This window comes from Pseudarthrobacter sp. NIBRBAC000502770 (assembly GCF_006517815.1).
In the GTDB taxonomy this organism is placed as follows: domain Bacteria; phylum Actinomycetota; class Actinomycetes; order Actinomycetales; family Micrococcaceae; genus Arthrobacter; species Arthrobacter niigatensis.
Genome location: NZ_CP041198.1, coordinates 2,541,606 through 2,560,155 on the forward strand (window position 1 = coordinate 2,541,606; position 18,550 = coordinate 2,560,155).

The window sequence follows — 18,550 nt, forward strand, 5'->3', positions numbered from 1 at the left end:
CGCCGCGTTATCTGAAGCACTCCCTCCGTGGGCTAGCGTGGGTCCCATGCTGACAGGATTCAAGAATTTCATTATGAAGGGCAACGTCGTAGACCTTGCCGTCGCTGTTGTCATGGGTACTGCCTTCGGCGCGGTTGTAACCGCGCTGGTGAACAAGGTGCTCATGCCGTTCATTGCAGGGCTTGTGGGATCGCCGAACTTTGACAGCTTCGCCAAGGTGGACTTCAACGGCAACGCCGTGGAGTTTGGCGTCCTGCTAACCGCGATAGTCAACTTCCTGCTGATTGCCGCCGCCATCTACTTTGTGGTGGTCATGCCCATGAACCACATGATCGAGCGCCGCAACCGCCGTCTCGGCATCAACCAGGACGTCAAGGAAGAATCTGCCGAGGACCCGCATATCGCCCTGCTGACCGAAATCCGTGACTCCCTCCAGAGCCGGAATATCTGACCCCGTATCCGCCCCGCAACTGTGGCCCGTCTCCTGATGGAGGCGGGCCACAGTTGGTTGCAGATGTTAGCGGTTAGTTGGGTCCCGCGTTGTCGTGACTACCTGCGGGTCTTGCTCAGGATCGGGGCAATTTATGGGAAATTTACGCCATTAGGTCCCCTTGTCCTATTAGGCTCAGTGCACCGCAGCCTCATTGGGGAGGCCGTGGAACCGTGGCTGCAGATGTTGGGTCTGCAACTCTCTGGAAGGCTTTTGATGAAACTTCGCCAGCAGTCAACGTCAATTGACATTGAACGGGTAATTCTCGTCCCGATAATGGCGCTCTTGTTATTGTGGGCGGTCTCCGCACTGTTTTCGGGCTCGAAGGTCGCTTCGTCCTCTGCCCTCGTCACCGGGTTGCACGTCTCCTACCAAGTCCTGATGACCGTCTTTTATCTGATGGCGGTCTACTTCCTTTTGACCAGGAACTCTGCAAGCGCCCGGAGCGGGCGGATTGCTCCCACAGTCGCGGCCTACGTCGGAACCTTCCTGCCTTTCCTGCTCGCGTTTGCCGGCGGGACGGAAGTATCTGACGGTCTGGCACTTTTTTCGGTGGCCCTCATGACCCTGGGAATGGTCTTTACTGTCTGGTCCCTGATGACGCTTGGCAAGAGTTTCGGCGTGGAGCCCCAGGTAAGAACGCTCGTACAGCATGGCCCCTACCGGCTGATCCGCAACCCTCTTTACGTTGGAGAGATGATCACCCTGATCGGGGCTGTGTGCTTCAGCCCCACTCTGCTGAAGACGGCGATCCTTGTGGCACTGGCAGCCGTTCAGGCATACCGGGCAATTCAAGAGGAGCAGCTGCTGGCGGAAAACGTGCCCGAATATGCCGCATACAGGCTGCGGACTGCGCGGTTCGTGCCCGGCCTGTTCTGACCCTGCTGATGGTCCCGGAAACCGCTTGGCAGGTCCCCCAGCGAAATGTGGCCCGTTTCCCTTTCGGGAGGCGGGCCACATTTCTTTGGCTTCTAGTTTGCGGCGAGCTCCAGCGCGAGTTCGGTCCGGACCACCTGTGCGAGGTGTTCGGCAATGGACTGGGCCGTCTCTTCGTCCGCCGCCTCCACCATCACACGGACCACCGGCTCGGTGCCGGAGGGGCGGAGCAGGACTCGTCCGGTGTCACCCAGAGCGGCTTCCGCTGCCGCCACGGCCTGGGCCAGTACCTCGCTGCTGCCCACCCTGCTGCGGTCAACACCCTTGACGTTGATGAGTACCTGCGGGAGCTTGGTCATGACCGTGGCGAGCTCCTTGAGCGGCTTCCCGGTCAGGGCCACCTGTGCTGCGAGCTGCAGGCCGGTAAGGAGCCCGTCGCCGGTAGTCGCGTGGTCGGAGAAGATCACGTGGCCGGACTGCTCGCCGCCCAGGTTGTAGCCGCCGTCGCGCATTCCTTCGAGGACGTACCGGTCCCCCACGGCTGTTTCCATAATGGTGATCCCGGCGTCACGGAGGGCGATCTTGAGGCCCAGGTTGCTCATGACGGTGGCCACGAGGACATCGTCCTTGAGCTTGCCGGCCTTCTTGAGCGCGACGGCGAGGATGGCCATGATCTGGTCGCCGTCCACCTCGTTGCCTTCATGGTCCACGGCCAGGCAGCGGTCAGCATCGCCGTCGTGGGCGATGCCCAGGTTGGCGCCGTACTTGATGACGGCGTCCTTGAGCGGGCCGAGGTGGGTGGAACCAACACCGTCGTTGATATTCAGTCCGTCAGGATCCGCGCCGATGACGATGACGTGGGCGCCGGCGTCCTTGAAGAGCTGGGGCGAGCAGCCGCTGGCGGCACCGTTGGCGCAGTCCAGTACCACGGTGAGGCCGTCCAGGCGGTGCGGCAGGGTGCGGAGCAGGTGGACGATGTAGCGGTCCTCCGCATCCGAGAAGCGCTGGATGCGGCCGACGTCGGGGCCGGTGGGGCGGACGGCTTCCTTGCTCATCTGTGCCTCAATGGCGTCCTCCACCTCGTCGGGCAGCTTCTGGCCGCCCCGGGCGAAGAACTTGATGCCGTTGTCCGGCGCCGGGTTGTGGGAGGCGGAGATCATGACTCCGAAGTCGGCGTCCAGGTCCGCGACGAGGTAGGCGGCGGCGGGGGTGGGCAGGACGCCGGCGTCATAGACGTCGATGCCCGAGCTGGAGAGGCCGGCTTCCACGGCTGCGGCGATGAATTCGCCGCTGGCGCGCGGGTCACGGGCCAGTACGGCGCGGGGCCGGGAGCCGTTGGAGTTGCGGGCGTGGCCGAGCACGACGGCGGCCGCCTGGGCCAGCTGCAGGGCCAGCTCTGCTGTCAGCAGGCCGTTGGCCAGCCCCCGGACACCATCAGTTCCAAATAATCTAGACACCGGTCAAGTCTAGAGGATGGGGTTGCCGCAGCTTTAAACGGCTGGCCAGAGGCTTTTTCCCGCCCCAATTCGGGTGTCCAACGCGGACAGGGGCATGCAAGAGTCCCTAACGGCAAAAGCCCGCCCCACCAACCGGTGGGACGGGCTCTTGTGCAAGCGGATTTAGCGCTTGGAGTACTGCTGAGCCTTACGGGCCTTCTTGAGACCGGCCTTCTTACGCTCGATGACACGGGCGTCGCGGGACAGGTAACCGGCCTTCTTCAGCGTCGGGCGGTTGTTCTCGACGTCGATCTCGTTCAGCGAACGGGCGATGCCGAGGCGCAGGGCGCCGGCCTGGCCGGAGATGCCGCCGCCGTGGATGCGGGCGATGACGTCGTAGGCGCCTTCGAGATCAAGGATCTTGAAGGGCTCGTTGACGTCCTGCTGGTGCAGCTTGTTCGGGAAGTAGTTGTCCAGCGCACGGCCGTTGATGGTCCACTTGCCGGAGCCGGGCACAACGCGGACGCGTGCAACGGCTTCCTTGCGGCGGCCAACAGCTGCGCCGGCAACGGTCAGGGCCGGGCGCTCCTTCTTGGGAGCAGCTTCAGCAGCTGAGCTCTCAGAAGTGTAGCTGGTCAGGTTTTCCTCGGCTTCGACAGCCTCGGTGGTCTCTTCGTTCTGAGCCACGATTCTCCTTGTATAGATAAGTTGTTTGGTGGCCAGGACTACTGGGCGACCTGGGTGATTTCGAAAGTCTTGGGCTGCTGGGCGGCGTGCGGGTGTTCAGCACCGCGGTACACCTTCAGCTTGCCCAGCTGCTGGGCAGCGAGGGAGTTCTTGGGGAGCATGCCCTTGATGGCCTTCTCAACGGCGCGGACCGGGTTGGTTTCCAGCAGTTCCGCGTAGTTGACGGAGGTCAGGCCGCCCGGGTAGCCGGAGTGGCGGTAAGCGCGCTTCTGCTCCAGCTTGGCACCGGTCAGGGCTACCTTCTCGGCGTTGATGATGATGACAAAGTCGCCCATGTCCATGTGGGATGCGAAAGTGGCCTTGTGCTTGCCGCGCAGCAGGATTGCGGTCTGGCTTGCAAGACGACCAAGGACAACGTCGGTGGCGTCAATGACATGCCACTGGCGGTTGATATCGCCGGGCTTCGGGGTGTACGTACGCACGGTGTTTGCCTCGTTCTTGTTCTGGCGTTCTTGTTTAGGTGTCGCTAGCTCGCGCACCTACTGTCTGCGCGCTACCGGAACAGAGGTGAGGGCTCCATGTAACCAGTCATCCTGAAGTTCCGAATGTGCACGTTGAGTAGTTATCCTGCAACCGGATCCTCAAGCGGGCACGCACCATCGGAATAGGACACGCACAACGACTACCTAGATTAGCGCGTCAGGTGGTTCGGGGTCAAAATGAGGTAGCCGGAGACCGCTGGGGCCGCGCCGGCCCAAACCAACGCAGGGGGATGCAGTGTTGTCAACGGGGAACTGGGACCCTAACGCCGTGCTTTTGGCCGTTGGCGCCGCGCTCTTGGGAGCCGTCCTCTCTCCCATCGCCGAGCGACTGATCGCAAGGCTGCTTTCCCGGCTTGGGGAAGTGCCGCGCCTGCAAGCAAGAATTACGACGGCGGCGGTAACCGCCGTCGCGTGTGCCGCCTTTTCGGCGCGTTTCGGCAGCTCGTTTAGCCTCCCAGCCTTCCTTTTGCTCGCTGTCCTGGGCGTCCAGCTGGCCAGGATCGACGTAGCACTCCACTTGCTGCCGAATCCCCTCGTGTTGATGCTGCTGGCCGGGGGCCTTCTATTGCTTCTCCTGCCGGGGATATTCGATAAGCAATCTGATGATTTCCTCCGCGCAGTCCTGGGAGCCGTTATCTTGTTTGCCGGCTACCTTGTTTTGGGACTTATCTCGCCCGGCGGCATAGGGATGGGCGATGTGAAGCTCGCAGCGCCCGTCGGCCTTTACCTGGGGTACCTAGGTTGGAGCCACCTTCTCTACGGAGGGCTCGTCGGCTTCGTCTTGAATGGCATCGTCACGGTGTTTGTCCTCGGCAGGAAAGGCCGGAACAAAGCCACCGAAGTGGCCCACGGGCCCTCCATGCTGGGTGCCCTAATGGCCGTGACCTTGTTCATGGCCTAACCCCGGATCGGTGCTCGTGCCACACAAATAGGTCCGCCAAGGCACGATTCCAAGTAGCCGTCCGACTGCCGCCATGTAGTGCCTGAGTACTTTGCCACGCATTCGAGTACATTTTTTTATTGCACTGCTAAAAAACGAGTACCACTACGCCTTGTTGCCCATGATCCGCAGTGACACTCTCTTCTTAGCGAAGCCCAGCCGCTAAGAAGTTATGGGGGCAGCTGGAAATTCGTTGAAATCAAAAGTAATCCAATTTCACCGAATTAAGGAAAATACAATGACATCTCTCATGGTCTCAATGACTGCTTTCATCGCAGGCGTCAAGGATCGCTTCAGCCGGGAAGAAAAGGGGGCAACGATGGTTGAGTACGGCATCATGGTCGCCCTCATCGCAGTGGTGGTCATCGTCGCTGTTGGACCCCTTGGCATCGCCATCCGCGGCATGTTTGAAAATGTCACGGCCGGCATCTAGTTCATCCCTGACTGACGGCCGCGCCGCTGTCCTGACTAACTCAGGCCCTAAGGCTTACCGGCCCCGACGATAATACCTCCGCGGTTCTTTCGGGCCGCGCGCGCCCTGTTCCCAGACGGAATCAGCGCCCAAGGCGTCTTTGTTCTCGTTCTTGTTCCCGGTTCACCTTTTCACGGGAAGTGCGAGGGCCACGCCTTGGGCGCTTTCGTCGTTCGGGAAGCCCGCGCTGAACTTCGGGTTGGCCAGTGCCCTGCCCCCGCCGGCTACTTCGTGAACAGCAGCCCGTGGGCAGCGCCTACCACGCACCGTGGCCACATCCGGCCCACGCCGATAGCTGCCTTTTTGTCATTGCCCAGGCACGCTCACGGGTTCACTACTACGAGTAGTCGGGCCGGTACCTGCACACGCTGACTGAGTAGTTCTCCGCATATACAAGTACACCGATTTATCCGCGCTCGAAAAAGTCGAGTACTACTACGCATTGTTGCCCATGCTCCCCAGTGACAATCTCTTCTTAGCGAAGTCCAGCCGCTAAAACTTTACGGGGCAGCTGGGAATTCGTTGAAATCAGAAGTACACCCAATTTCACCGAATTAAGGAAAATACAATGACTTCTCTCATGGTCTCAATGACTGCTTTCATCGCCGGCGTCAAGGATCGCTTCAGCCGGGAAGAAAAGGGGGCAACGATGGTTGAGTACGGCATCATGGTCGCCCTCATCGCAGTGGTGGTCATCGTCGCTGTTGGACCCCTTGGCATCGCCATCCGCGGCATGTTCGCAAACGTCACGGCCGGGCTCTAGTCCAACCCGGTTGACGGCCGGCTCCGCAGCCCCACTGGGTACGGAGCCGGCCGTCTCTGTTAGGGGTCCCCTCCCCACCTGATATTCGCGCACCTCGGCCTGGGAGACGGTTTTGAAAGCGAAACAAAAAGAGCGCGGCGCAGTCGCCGTCGAGATGGCAATGCTACTGCCACTACTGCTTCTCGTAGTGATGGGCACAATCGAATTTGGCCGGGTGCTGAATGTGCAAGTTTCTCTGACACAGGCCGCAAGGGAAGGCGCCCGGTACGCCGCCATTCACTATAAAGATCCCGGGCTGAACGTGACAGCAGCAACCCTTGCCGCCGCACCCTCGCTCTCCGGTCTCCCTGTGGGCGTCACGAATACTGCCGGCAGCTGCGCGGCCGACGCCAACGTGACAGTAACCACCAAGGTCACCTTGCCCTCACTCTCCGGATTTTTGGATGCCGGCTTCTTCGGCGGCCCGGGCATCTTCCCGATGACCCTCACAGGAAAAGGAGTTATGAGATGCGGCGGTTAGGTCGGTCAGGCATCACGCGGGCGCGGAGTGATCAACAGGCCACGCGGGAAGAAAGGGATGAGCGAGGCGCGGCTACGGTCATAGTCGCACTCGTCCTGGTCGTCCTCCTCGGATTTGCCGCCCTGGCCGTGGATGTCGGAGCAATGTACGCCGAAAAGGCTCAGTTGCAGAACGGAGCGGACTCGGCGGCATTGGCAGTCGCAAACCAGTGCGCGAAAGGCTCGTGCGGGGATTCGTCCGGAACCGGAAACCTGTTCGCCAACAGCAATGCCAATGACGGTACCAGCGGATCCACGGTCACATTTCCCAACTCGACCACTGTCCACGTAGAAACGAAGGCCCGGGCGGCCGGATCAACAACCGACGGATTCGGCCTGTTCTTTGCCCGTGTCATGGGATTCAACACCACACAAATCCAAGCGACAGCGGAAGCCTCCTGGGGCGCCGTTTCCGAGGCAACAAGCTTCCCATGGACCGTAAGCGACTGTGTCTTCAAGAAGAACCTCAGCGCATCTCAACTGGCGGAATTCAACTCAACAGGAACGTTCACCGGCAATCCTTTGGCCAACCACTTAACGCTCCGTTATGACGAGAACACACCCGCCTACCCCGGCTGTGCAGCACAGAATGGCTATGCACCAGGCGGATTTGGCTGGCTTGATGCCGGTACTAACTGCTCCGCCACGGTAGATGCAGGTACCGCCATCGTCGGCAGCAAGCCCGGAATCGCCTTGCCGCACGTATGCGACAGCATGCCCTCAACCATCAAAGGCACCACCGTTCTGATTCCAGTCTTCTCTTCAGCGGTATCACTCAATAACGGCAACAACACCAAGTACACAATTGTCGGCTTCCTGGCCCTCAAAGTGACTGGCTACAAGTTCAGCGGCAGCGTCCAGGACCTGGACCCGCTGGCGCCATCCTGCAGTGGAAACTGCCGTGCAATCCAGGGGTACTTCACTCGCTTTGTGTCCCTTGCCGAGGGGTTGTCTACAAGCAACGTTCCCAATTACGGCGGCTCCGAGGTGTACCTCAAGAACTAACGTGCGGGACTTTCCCCGCTAATCGACACAAACCCATTGCAAAGGAGTACCCACAGTGAAATCTCGCCTACTGGGAGGCATTGCAGCACTGGTGCTGGCAATCATCGGAACTGCCCTGCTGGTCGTCTATGTACAAGGCGCCGACGCAAGAGCTGCACAGGGACTAAACCCCGTGAAAGTTCTCGTCGCGAAGGAAGCCGTCCCTGCCGGCACCAAGGTTGAAGACTTGGGCGGCAAGGTAAAGGTCGAAGAGCTTCCGCAGTCCGCCGTGCCGGCAGCTGCACTGGAAAGCCTGGACGGCCAGACGGGACGTGTGACCGCTTCCGCCCTGCAAGCCGGCGAACAGCTGCTTGCAGCAAAGCTGGTGGACCCGAAGGAACTGGTACCGGGCACCGTGCCGGTGCCGGATGGCCTGCAAGAGGTTACATTCCTCTTGGCCCCGGAGCGGATTCTGGGAGGCCGCCTGGAAGCCGGAGACGTAGTCACGGTCTACAGCTCCTTCAAGACCGACGACAACATTCCCGCGGATGCAAATGTTCCGGCCGAAGTAAAGGGCTGGAAGCAGTCCACAGGGCTGCTGTTCCACGACGTGCTGGTCACTGCCGTCCAAAAAGCCGCACCCGATGACAGCAAGAACACGTCCAACTCCTCGGGTGACTCGACGGTGGCGATGCCGAATGGTTCCGCCTTCGTGACGGTCGCCAGGAGCGACGCCGACGCCGCAAAGATGGTCTTCGGGGCGGAATACGGCACACTGTGGCTCTCGAAGCAGACCGACAAGAGCACCAAGACGCAGCCTCCCGTGACGACCTTTGGTGGGCTGTACCGGTGAGTCGCTTCGTAGCCATAACCGGGGTTCGGGACTTTGAGGCCCGAGTACGGGAGGCGGTATCAACTGCCCTCCATGGGGATCTGGAAACTCTCAGCCCGGCCATTCTGTCGGGAGGGCCAGAGGACGTATTCCGGCAGCTGACAGGGGCTCCGCCTGAGGTTCTGATCCTGGGACCAGGTGTCAGCGAAGAAGACGCATTGAAACTGGCCACCGTCTTTGACCTCCAGTATCCGGAGATCAGCCTGCTCCTTGTCGCTGAGCCCTCCCCTGAGCTGGTGCTCCGGGCCATGCACTCAGGTATCAGGGACGTGTTGAAACCAGATATCGAGGTAAACGACCTACGGGTCCTGCTCGAACGGGCCTGCCTGGCATCTGCCAGCCGGCGGCGGGGAATGTCGTTGCCCACGGACCCGGGGCAGGAACGGGGCCGGGTCATCGCCGTCATGTCGCCGAAGGGCGGGGTTGGCAAGACGACAGTCGCCACCAACCTCGCCGTGGGACTCGGCAAAGTAGCGCCAATGAGCGTCGTCCTTGTCGATCTGGACCTCCAGTTCGGGGATGTTGCATCCGGCTTGTTGCTCGAACCAGAGCACTCGATCACCGATGCCGTTCATGGCATTGCCTCCCAGGACTCCATGGTTCTCAAGGCATTCCTCACCGTTCACCCGGCCGGGATTTACGCGCTTTGCGCTCCCCGGACTCCGGCCGAAGCCGATTACATCACCGGCGAGCACGTGGGCCGGCTGCTCGAGCAACTGGCCAGTGAATTCAAATATGTGGTGGTGGATACCGCACCGGGCCTGGGCGAGCACGTACTCGCCACGTTGGAACAGGCAACCGACGGGGTTTGGGTCTGCGGGATGGACGTTCCCAGTGTCCGCGGGTTACGAAAGTGCTTCGGAGTACTGAAGGAACTTCAACTGATGCCGCAGGGCCGGCACACCATCCTCAACTTTGCGGACCGCAAAAGCGGGCTGTCGGTCCAGGACGTGGAAGCCACCGTTGGCGTCCCGGTTGACGCTGTCATCCCCCGCTCCCGGACGCTCCCGTTTTCAACGAACCGCGGCATACCGGTCCTCCAAGCGTCGACCAGGGATGCGGCGGCCAAAGGGCTGAAGAAGCTCGTAGATCGGTTTGATCCCGAGTGGGTATCCTCCCCACGCACGAAACTGCACCGAAGGGTGGTTGTGTCATGAAACTCTCAGATAGGCTCGCTGGCTCTCAAGGCAATTCCGACCAGTCAAACGCCACAACGCCCAACGGCCGTACGCTGTCTGAAATGTCGAAGTCAGGCACTCAGCCTGAAAGCACATCCTTTCCCCCGGCTGGTGCCCCTATTCCAGGTTCGTCGCTGGGCGGCAATCTCGCTTCTCCGCCTATTGATGCGCTGGCCGGGCTCAAACAAAGGGCTGCCCTGGCACTGTTTGATCGCCTCGGCACGCGCTTCGGCGACACGTCGTCGTCGGACGAGGAATTGCGGACCATAGCCGTCGATGAACTGTCGTCAGTCATCGACGACGAGCAGGTGCCGCTGTCGCCCGAAGAGCGCCGCAGGCTCATCCGCGAAATTGCCGACGAAGTGATGGGGTATGGTCCCCTGCAGAAGCTGCTCGAAGACCCGTCCGTGACGGAAATTATGGTCAACAAGTACGACCAGATCTACATCGAGCGCAATGGCCACTTGAGCCTGACCGGATCACAATTCAGCTCTGACGACCACCTCCGAAAAGTAATAGACCGCATCGTTTCCAGGGTGGGCCGGCGCATCGATGAATCGTCGCCGCTGGTGGACGCCCGGCTTGAAGACGGTTCCCGCGTCAACGCGATCATCCCTCCACTGGCGGTCAACGGACCTTCGTTGACCATCAGGAAGTTCAGCCACGTACCCCTTACGGTCCGGAACCTCATCGACTGGGGCTCGTTGACCCCGGAGATGGCTGAATTGCTCAGTGCATGTGTGCAGGCCAGGTTGAACATCATCGTTTCCGGTGGAACGGGTACAGGAAAAACCACCCTGCTCAACGTACTGTCATCCTTCATCCCCGAAGATGACCGCATCGTCACCATCGAGGACGCCGTGGAACTGCAACTGCAGCAGGAGCACGTTGTCCGCCTGGAAAGCCGGCCGCCGAATATTGAAGGAAAAGGCGCTGTCGGAATTCGGGAACTTGTCCGTAACTCCCTTCGCATGCGTCCCGACCGCATCATCGTCGGCGAGGTCCGGGGCGGCGAGTCCCTGGACATGCTGCAGGCCATGAACACAGGCCATGACGGATCGCTTTCAACGGTTCACGCCAATTCTCCCCGGGACGCCATCGCCCGTTTGGAGACTCTCGTCCTCATGGCTGGGATGGACCTGCCCCTGAGGGCTATCCGCGAACAGGTTTCCTCGGCAGTGGACCTCATCATCCAGGTCACCCGCCTGCGTGATGGCAGCCGCAGGGTCACGCACGTCACGGAAGTCCAAGGCATGGAAGGTGACATTGTCACCCTCCAGGACGCGTTCCTCTTCGACTACTCAGCCGGTGTTGACCAGCACGGGAGATTCCTGGGCAAGCCGATCCCCACGGGCATTCGCCCCAGGTTCCTTGACCGGTTCTCAGAGCTCGGCATCGGTGTCTCCCCAGCTGTATTCGGGGCCGCAGTTCCGGCCGGCAGGAGGTAGGCCGATGGACTCGCCCTTGGTTTTCGCCGGTGCCATCAGTCTGTGCTTCGGCGCCCTGCTGGTCCTGGTGATAGTTGTCCTCAGGCCTCGGTACGCCGCCATTCCAATCCAACGCCGCAGGCCCGACGGACAGCCGGACCCGTCCACACTGTCAAGATTTTCGGAGTCAGCGGCCAACGCGATGGGTGGCCTGATCGGGAAATCCGGCGGCCCCTACAGCCGCGAACTTCTCTACAACGCCGGCGTGAAAATGACGCCTGCAGAATTCAGCGCCTTCGTGGCCGCGGTGACCGTGGCTGTTGGCTTGCTGTCCAGCCTCGCCACTAACCTCGGACTCGGAATCCTACTGGCACTGGCGACGCCGTTCGTGGCCAGGTTGGTGCTCACAGTTCGAAGGGATAAGCGCCGGAGTAAATTCGATGCCCAACTGATTGGCACCATTCAAATGCTGATAGGCGGGTTGCGTGCCGGCCACAGCGTGATGAGGGCAATCGAAGCCGCAGCGAACGAGTCCGAGGCGCCCACATCAGAGGAACTGACCAGGATCGTCAACGAGACGCGAATCGGCAAAGATGCCCGGGAGGCTATCGATGACTCCGCCACTCGGATGGACAGCGAAGACTTCCGGTGGATTGGGCAGGCTATCCAGATTAATCGAGAAGTCGGCGGGGACCTCGCGGAGGTCCTGGACCAAGTGGCCGGCACGATACGTGAGCGTAGCGAAATCAAGGGCCACGTGCGGTCACTAAGCGCGGAAGGCAAGATGTCCGCTTACATCCTCATGGCGTTGCCGGTCGGGGTCGCGTTCTTCGTCGGAATGGTCAACCCGGGCTACTTGGACGTCTTTGTCCAGAAACCGATCGGCTGGTTCCTGCTGGGCCTCAGTGCCCTGATGTTCATCATCGGCGGCTTCTGGATGAGCCGCATTGTCAAGATCAAGTTCTAAGGATCGAACATGACTCCAATCGCTTGGTTGATTATCGCCACAGTTATCCTTCCTCTCACGTATTTTGTGTGGTCGTGGGCCACCCTGGACCGAAAAGGGGCCCTCGCCATCCGGGGAAACCTTGCGCGCGGATTCACCGTTGGCGGTCGCGAGGCCGGGCAGCAGGCTCCGATGCTCCTGGGAATATCAAAACGACTTACGCCGGGAAGCTACGAGGCCAAACTGGACCACTGGCTGTCATTGGCCGGACGCCCGGCGTCCATGCCGCTGGATAAGTTGATCATCTCTAAACCCTTGCTGTCCCTTGCGGGTGCGCTCGCGGGGATCGTCGTACTCTCCAACTCGTTTACTTCACTGAACATCGCAGTGGCGATCTTCATGACAGTCTTCTTCTATTTCGTCCCGGACCTGCTGGTCTACAACAAGGCGATTAAGCGGCAGGAAGAGATTGAGCTGGAACTGCCCAACACCCTGGACCAAATGCTGATCTCTGTTGAAGCTGGGCTTGGCTTCGAATCGGCAATGGCCCGGGCAGGCTCCTATGGCGGAGGACCTCTGGCCCAGGAACTCGTGCGTACCTTGCAGGATATCCAGGTTGGCCGGCCCCGGCACGAGGCCTACGAAGCAATGGCGGCAAGGACTTCCGTGCCGGACTTGAAGGGTTTCGTAAGGGCCGTAGTACAGGCCGATAAATACGGTATCGGCATCGCCAAAGTCCTCCGTGCGCAGGCCAAAGATGCCCGCGTAAAACGTCGGCAGCGCGCAGAAGAGAAAGCGATGAAGCTCCCGGTCAAGGTTCTGTTCCCCCTGATCTTCTTCATCTTCCCCGTGCTGTTCATCGTTCTGCTGGGGCCCGCCGCGATCAACATCATCGAAGCCTTCAGCCGTGTTTGAAAGAACCATATAACGCGCCCACCAGCGCCATCAGACCGGACCCCCTCGGCACCCAGAACCGAGGGGGTCCTTTTGGCGTCCGCGAGCCAGCCCCAGCACAGGGAAGACACAGCAAAAGCGCAGGAAACGTGCATTCAGAAAAGGGTTTCCTCAGGATGTTGCAAGATCGGGTCAATGTCGGATCAAGCGTTGCTACTTTCGTTGAAGCGCTGGTACTGGGCCAGCCAATCCGTCTCGCTCAGGAGTCAAAATGCTTTCTCTTTACACGAACCTCTCCGTCCGCCTTCGCAGCGAAAAGGGAGCCACCGCCGTTGAATACGGCATCATGGTCGCCCTCATTGCCGTCGTCATCATCGCCGCAGTAACGCTTCTCGGCGGCACGCTGAGCACCATGTTCGAACAGGTCAAGTGCCAGGTCGGCGGCGGCGCGTGGACGGCCACTGCTCAGACTGCCACAACTGCTGCCACTGGCACCTGCGCGGCCAAATAGGGTCGCGCAGAATTTACTTGCGCCGCAAAAGCAAGAACGCTTCAAGTGGCGGCGGCAATATGCCGTCGCCACTAGATGTTCTCAAGCACTCTTGGTCAACCGAAAGGTTTGGGTCATGCCCAGGGCATCCGAACGAGGCGCGGCCGCAGTCGAGTTCGCGATCGTGGTGCCGGTCCTAATAACGCTCCTATTGGGGATTATGGAATTCAGTCGCGTCTATAACGCTCAGGCTTCGCTTTCAGCCGCAGCCCGAGAGGCTGTCCGAGTTACGGCAATGGCTGATCGAACGGCTACGGCCCAGGCGGCTGCTCAAATAAACGCTAGAACGGCAGCCAAGAACACAGCCGTTTCTTTGCAACCAGGATTGCAGGACAGCGCCATCCAATTTGGCGCTGCGTGCCCTTCAACGATCCCTTCAGGAACAAGTCCGCAGACCACCGTCACCATTACGTACAGTCTGTCGACGCTTACGGGAATTGCCGGACCATTCACCCTGACCGCCAAAGGAGCCATGCTGTGCGGCGGCTAAATCAGCGAAACACCCAGGCCAGTCCTGAACAGGGGGCTGTAAGCGTGCTCGTCGCCATCTCCCTTGTCGTGCTCCTGGGCTTCGCGGCCATCGCAGTGGATGTCAGCATGCTCTACGCGGAGCGAACGCAGCTTCGAAATGGGGCGGATGCAGCTGCGCTCGCGATTGCCCAAAAATGCGCCAAAAATGCCAAGGATTCAAACTGCTCCACTTCGGCGCCGTTGGCTTCAACCCTTGCCAACGGGAACGCAAATGATGGCATCAGCAACATCAAGTCCATAGCCTTGGGATCATCGAATGGACCCGTCACAGTAACGGTTGGTGCCCAGGAGGCTGGCCACGCACCCAACCAGGTTTCATTGTTCTTCGCCAAAATTTTCGGCATCAAATCTGCTGAGGTCAACGCCACCTCGACCGCGGCATGGGGGACGCCTTCTAAAGGTCCCGCCATCCTGCCTTTGGCGGTGGCCTATTGCAAGCTCAACATTCCCCTTGATGGTTCAGTGGGTGCCGAACAGGTACTGGACCAACAGGCGAGAAGCTGTGGTGACACTCTTCCTGGCGGATTTGGCTGGCTTCCGACAGACCCCAAAACCTGTACCGTCACAGCCACAGCCGGGACATCCACCATGTCAGGTATTTGGTTCCCGGTTGACCCGGGAGCCAGCGCTCCCACTGGATGCCAAACAGCCGATTTCACCAAGGTGCAAGACCAGACCGTTCTTTTGCCTGTGTATGACGCTGCGACCGGGACCGGTTCAACCGGCCAGTATTACGTGAAGGGTTTTGCCGCCTTCCACGTCACCGGTTATCACTTTTCAAATTTCAGCTGGTCCACCGGCGGCAATGTCCAAAACAAGACGCTCCGCGGCTACTTCGTGAAGTTCGTGACCTTGTCCCAGGCCTTTGAACTTGGCAACGTCCCAAACTTCGGGGCTTCCATCGTGCGCCTCACCCCCTAGCAAGAACCAAGATCCAGGAGCAGTCAGTGAAGTCTCGTATGTTGGCCGGTGTAGCAGCAGTAGTGCTGGCCATCATCGGAGCGATCCTTATCGTCACCTACGCCCAAGGCGCTGACCAGAGAGCGGTGGCTGACATGAATCCAACAAATGTCCTGGTGGTAACCAAGGCCGTTCCCGCCGGATCATCACTTGAAATCGTCAGGGCATCTGTGTCCCAGCAGCAACTACCGGGCACTGCTGTTGCCAAAACGGCCCTCAAAAACCTCGATGACTCCGCCGGCAAAGTGGCCGCCGTGGACCTGGTCCCTGGCGAGCAGCTCCTCGCCGAACGCCTGGTAGCCCCCGGTGACGTCAAGGCCCAGGGCGCAGTCCAGATCCCGGCAGGCCTCCAGGAAGTGACTTTCGAACTGGAACCCAAGCGCGTGGTCGGCGGACGACTCAACGCCGGTGATCACGTGGGCATTGCCCTGATCTTCGCGGCGGGGGCAGACAAGGCCAAAGCAGGCGACCCCACCACCCAGCTCACTATCCGCAAGGCACTGGTCACCGCCGTCCAGCGCGCTCCGCAGGCAACACCAAGCGCCAAGCCCACGGACGGTACCAATCCGCAGGACACCACCCTTCCTGAAGGTTCACTCATGGTCACAGTGGCGGTCAACGACATCGACGCCACCAAGATCATCTACTCCTCGAACAACGGTGACCTCTGGCTCACCAAGGAACCCCTCGACGCGCAGGACAACGGCGGCTTCATCGCCAGGAAGGACAACGTGTACAAATGAGCCGCTTCGTCCTCCTCTCCCCCAACGGCGACTTCGACCAGAAGCTGCGCGCCGCCGTCGCCAACGGCCTGCGCGGCACCGTCCAGACCATCGCCAGCGACATCCTCCCCGCAGGTCCCGCGGAGCTGTTCGCCCTCCTCAACCAGGAACAGCCCGAGGTCCTCATCATCGGACCGGACGTTTCTTATGAAGAGGCGCTGCGGTTCGCCAAGGTATTCGACGTCCAGCTGCCTGGCCTCAGCCTGGTCCTGGTCAGCGACGTGGACCCCGACTACCTCCTCTACGCCATGCGCGCCGGCATCCGCGACATCCTGAGCCCGCAGGCCGACGCCGCGGAAATCAGGGTGCTGCTGGAGCGCGCCTGCCAGTCCTTCGCCACGCGCCACCGCGGCCCGGAGGCACAGCAGGCGGAGAGCGGCAGCGGCCTGGTCATCGGCGTCTTCTCCCCCAAGGGCGGCGTCGGCAAGACCACGCTGGCCACCAACATTGCCATCGGCCTTGGCCAGATCGCGCCCATGAGCGTGGTCATCGTGGACCTTGACCTGCAGTTCGGGGACGTCGCCTCCGGCCTCTACCTCAATCCGCAGCACACCGTCACTGACGCTGTCTCCCCTGCCGCCGCCCAGGACTCCCTGGTCCTGAAGGCCTTCCTCACGGTCCACCCGGCAGGCATCTACGCCCTGTGCGCCCCGCCCAACCCCGTGGACGCGGACCACATCACCCCGGAACAAATCGGCCACCTGCTGGAACAGCTGGCCCAGGAATTCCAGTATGTGGTCATCGACACCGCGCCCGGGATGCCCGAAATCGGCCTCGCCGCCATGGAACAGTGCACCGACGTGGTCTGGGTCAGCGCCATGGACATCCCCAGCCTCCGCGGCCTCCGCTCCGGCCTTGAGGTCCTGCGCCAACTGGACATCATGCCCGAATCCCGCCACGTGGTCCTGAACATGGCCGACGCGAAATCCGGCCTGAACGTCAGGGATGTCGAATCCACCATCGGCGCGCCCGTGGACGTCAGCGTGCCCCGCTCCCGCGCCGTGGCCCTGTCCACCAACCGCGGCATCCCCGTCCTTCAGGAATCCAAGAAGGACCCCGCCGTCAAGAGCCTCCGCCAGCTGGTGGAGCGCTTCAACCCGGCATGGCGCACGCAGGCCCAGCGGAAACTTCACCGAAGGGTGGTCATCTGATGAAACTCTCCGAACGCATCAACGCGGTCCAGTCGCGCAACCAGGCGTCGGGCACCGCGCTGCTGGAGCCGCCCCGCCCGGCCCCCGCGCCTTCGCCTTCCCCCTCGGAAAGCACGGAGCGGCACCAGCCGGCGCACGGCGCCGTCGTGCATTCAACGCACGACGCCGGCACCTCCTTGGTGCCCACGGCACCCCGGGTGGATGTCTTCGCAGCCATGAAGGACAGGGCGGCCACCGCACTGTTCGAACGGATGGGGACGCGCTTCAACGACGCAGCCGTAAGTGAACGGGAACTGCGGAGCACCGCCAAGGAAGAACTCACCCGCATCGTCGACGCCGAGCAGGTGCCGCTGACCCCGGAGGAACGCACCCGCCTGGTCCAGGACGTTGCCGACGACGTGCTGGGCTACGGCCCGCTCCAGCGCCTCCTGGACGATCCCGCCGTCACCGAAATCATGGTCAACCGCATGGACCAGATCTATGTGGAACGCAAAGGCAAGCTGACGCTCACCGAGTCGCGCTTCAGCTCCGAGGAGCACCTGCGCAAGGTCATCGAACGGATCGTGTCCAAGGTAGGCCGCCGCATCGATGAGTCCTCCCCGCTGGTGGATGCCCGCCTGGAGGACGGTTCCCGTGTAAACGCGGTCATTCCGCCGCTGGCCGTCGGCGGCTCGTCGCTGACCATCCGAAAGTTCAGCAAAACCCCGCTGACCGTCCGCAACCTCATCGACTTCGGAACGCTCACGCCGGAAATGGCCGAGCTGCTGAACGCCTGCGTCAAGGCCAAGCTGAACATCATCGTCTCCGGCGGTACCGGCACGGGCAAGACCACACTGCTGAACGTCCTGTCCTCCTTCCTGCCGCACGACGAACGCATCGTCACCATCGAGGACGCCGTGGAACTGCAGATCCAGCAGGAACATGTGGTCCGGCTGGAAAGCCGCCCTCCGAACACCGAGGGGAAGGGCGAAGTCACCATCCGCGAGCTCCTCCGCAACTCCCTCCGTATGCGCCCGGACCGGATCGTGGTGGGCGAGGTCCGCGGCGGTGAATCGCTGGACATGCTCCAGGCCATGAACACCGGCCACGACGGCTCCCTCTCCACCGTGCACTCCAACTCGCCCCGCGATGCCGTGGCCCGCCTGGAAACCCTGGTGCTCATGGCCGGGATGGACCTGCCGCTGCGCGCCATCCGCGAACAGATCGCCTCCGCCGTGAACCTCATCGTCCAGATCTCCCGGCTCCGCGACGGCTCCCGCCGGATCACCCACGTCACGGAGGTCCAGGGCATGGAAGGGGACATCGTCACCCTCCAGGACGCCTTCATCTTTGACTACTCGGCAGGCGTTGACGCGCAGGGCCGGTTCCTGGGCCGGCCCGTAGCCACCGGCATCCGTCCCCGCTTCATCGACCGGTTCGAGGACCTGGGCATCCACGTGTCACCCGCGGTGTTTGCGACGCCGCTGGGTCCGGGCTCAAAGTAGGGACGGG

21 protein-coding genes are annotated in these 18,550 nt (G+C 61.3%); 18 read left to right on the forward strand and 3 right to left on the reverse strand.

All coding sequences use genetic code 11. The features are described from left to right. Positions 1 to 46 precede the first annotated feature (46 nt). The gene (gene mscL / locus NIBR502770_RS12150) at positions 47 to 451 is read left to right on the forward strand and encodes a large conductance mechanosensitive channel protein MscL (RefSeq protein WP_141182103.1); all 405 of its coding nucleotides are present in this window, start codon (positions 47 to 49) and stop codon (positions 449 to 451) included. 255 nt (positions 452 to 706) lie between these two features. Then, entirely contained in the window at positions 707 to 1,369 is a 663-nt protein-coding gene (locus NIBR502770_RS12155; protein WP_210418860.1) for an isoprenylcysteine carboxylmethyltransferase family protein, read from the forward strand. A gap of 92 nt (positions 1,370 to 1,461) precedes the next feature. Here the strand turns inward: NIBR502770_RS12155 and glmM are convergent, their stop codons facing one another. The 3 genes from glmM to rplM form a co-directional block, all read right to left on the reverse strand. Next, on the reverse strand, positions 1,462 to 2,823 hold the full coding sequence (glmM, locus tag NIBR502770_RS12160; protein ID WP_141182105.1) for a phosphoglucosamine mutase: 1,362 nt from the start codon (positions 2,821 to 2,823) through the stop codon (positions 1,462 to 1,464). A 162-nt stretch (positions 2,824 to 2,985) separates the two neighbouring features. Then, entirely contained in the window at positions 2,986 to 3,489 is a 504-nt protein-coding gene (gene rpsI / locus NIBR502770_RS12165) for a 30S ribosomal protein S9 (protein WP_141159801.1), read from the reverse strand. Between the two features lie 38 nt (positions 3,490 to 3,527). Then, the gene (gene rplM, locus NIBR502770_RS12170) at positions 3,528 to 3,971 is read right to left on the reverse strand and encodes a 50S ribosomal protein L13 (protein WP_043454696.1); all 444 of its coding nucleotides are present in this window, start codon (positions 3,969 to 3,971) and stop codon (positions 3,528 to 3,530) included. Between the two features lie 328 nt (positions 3,972 to 4,299). On the opposite strand from rplM, the gene NIBR502770_RS12175 reads away from it, so the two are divergent. From NIBR502770_RS12175 to NIBR502770_RS12250, 16 genes are all read left to right on the forward strand, one after another. Then, positions 4,300 to 4,932 carry a prepilin peptidase gene (locus NIBR502770_RS12175; RefSeq protein ID WP_141182106.1) on the forward strand — a complete coding sequence of 211 codons (633 nt, stop codon included), beginning with the start codon at positions 4,300 to 4,302 and terminating at the stop codon, positions 4,930 to 4,932. 277 nt (positions 4,933 to 5,209) lie between these two features. Next, complete coding sequence (locus NIBR502770_RS12180; RefSeq protein ID WP_168223166.1) at positions 5,210 to 5,404, forward strand: Flp family type IVb pilin; 195 nt, start codon at positions 5,210 to 5,212, stop codon at positions 5,402 to 5,404. A 607-nt stretch (positions 5,405 to 6,011) separates the two neighbouring features. Then, a complete protein-coding gene (locus NIBR502770_RS12185; RefSeq protein WP_246857258.1) occupies positions 6,012 to 6,206 on the forward strand; it encodes a Flp family type IVb pilin in 195 nt (64 codons plus the stop codon). A gap of 112 nt (positions 6,207 to 6,318) precedes the next feature. Further along, complete coding sequence (locus NIBR502770_RS12190) at positions 6,319 to 6,726, forward strand: TadE/TadG family type IV pilus assembly protein (protein ID WP_141182107.1); 408 nt, start codon at positions 6,319 to 6,321, stop codon at positions 6,724 to 6,726. Further along, positions 6,714 to 7,769 carry a Tad domain-containing protein gene (locus NIBR502770_RS12195; RefSeq protein ID WP_141182108.1) on the forward strand — a complete coding sequence of 352 codons (1,056 nt, stop codon included), beginning with the start codon at positions 6,714 to 6,716 and terminating at the stop codon, positions 7,767 to 7,769. The genes NIBR502770_RS12190 and NIBR502770_RS12195 overlap by 13 nt, the downstream gene beginning before the upstream one ends. A gap of 55 nt (positions 7,770 to 7,824) precedes the next feature. Beyond that, positions 7,825 to 8,601: a Flp pilus assembly protein CpaB gene (locus NIBR502770_RS12200; RefSeq protein WP_141182109.1), complete on the forward strand. Its 777-nt coding sequence runs from the start codon at positions 7,825 to 7,827 to the stop codon at positions 8,599 to 8,601. After that, positions 8,598 to 9,797: an AAA family ATPase gene (locus NIBR502770_RS12205; protein WP_141182110.1), complete on the forward strand. Its 1,200-nt coding sequence runs from the start codon at positions 8,598 to 8,600 to the stop codon at positions 9,795 to 9,797. Before NIBR502770_RS12200 ends, NIBR502770_RS12205 begins: the two co-directional genes overlap by 4 nt. An 83-nt stretch (positions 9,798 to 9,880) precedes the next feature. Continuing rightward, positions 9,881 to 11,266, forward strand: coding sequence for a CpaF family protein (locus NIBR502770_RS12210; protein ID WP_371416459.1), 1,386 nt, complete (start codon positions 9,881 to 9,883; stop codon positions 11,264 to 11,266). A gap of 181 nt (positions 11,267 to 11,447) precedes the next feature. Then, positions 11,448 to 12,212, forward strand: coding sequence for a type II secretion system F family protein (locus tag NIBR502770_RS12215; protein ID WP_246857259.1), 765 nt, complete (start codon positions 11,448 to 11,450; stop codon positions 12,210 to 12,212). Positions 12,213 to 12,221: 9 nt separating this feature from the next. Next, entirely contained in the window at positions 12,222 to 13,106 is an 885-nt protein-coding gene (locus NIBR502770_RS12220) for a type II secretion system F family protein (protein WP_141182113.1), read from the forward strand. A gap of 250 nt (positions 13,107 to 13,356) precedes the next feature. Continuing rightward, complete coding sequence (locus NIBR502770_RS12225; RefSeq protein ID WP_141159792.1) at positions 13,357 to 13,596, forward strand: Flp family type IVb pilin; 240 nt, start codon at positions 13,357 to 13,359, stop codon at positions 13,594 to 13,596. Positions 13,597 to 13,711: 115 nt separating this feature from the next. Next, the gene (locus NIBR502770_RS12230) at positions 13,712 to 14,125 is read left to right on the forward strand and encodes a TadE/TadG family type IV pilus assembly protein (protein ID WP_141159791.1); all 414 of its coding nucleotides are present in this window, start codon (positions 13,712 to 13,714) and stop codon (positions 14,123 to 14,125) included. Positions 14,126 to 14,169: 44 nt separating this feature from the next. Then, on the forward strand, positions 14,170 to 15,087 hold the full coding sequence (locus NIBR502770_RS12235) for a pilus assembly protein TadG-related protein (protein WP_246857260.1): 918 nt from the start codon (positions 14,170 to 14,172) through the stop codon (positions 15,085 to 15,087). Positions 15,088 to 15,113: 26 nt separating this feature from the next. Next, positions 15,114 to 15,869, forward strand: a complete 756-nt coding sequence (locus tag NIBR502770_RS12240; protein WP_246857261.1) for a Flp pilus assembly protein CpaB — start codon at positions 15,114 to 15,116, stop codon at positions 15,867 to 15,869. Beyond that, positions 15,866 to 17,059 (forward strand): AAA family ATPase, encoded by a 1,194-nt coding sequence (locus tag NIBR502770_RS12245; protein WP_141182115.1) that lies wholly within the window; start codon positions 15,866 to 15,868, stop codon positions 17,057 to 17,059. Before NIBR502770_RS12240 ends, NIBR502770_RS12245 begins: the two co-directional genes overlap by 4 nt. Beyond that, a complete protein-coding gene (locus NIBR502770_RS12250; RefSeq protein WP_141182116.1) occupies positions 17,059 to 18,543 on the forward strand; it encodes a CpaF family protein in 1,485 nt (494 codons plus the stop codon). The genes NIBR502770_RS12245 and NIBR502770_RS12250 overlap by 1 nt, the downstream gene beginning before the upstream one ends. Positions 18,544 to 18,550: the final 7 nt, after the last annotated feature.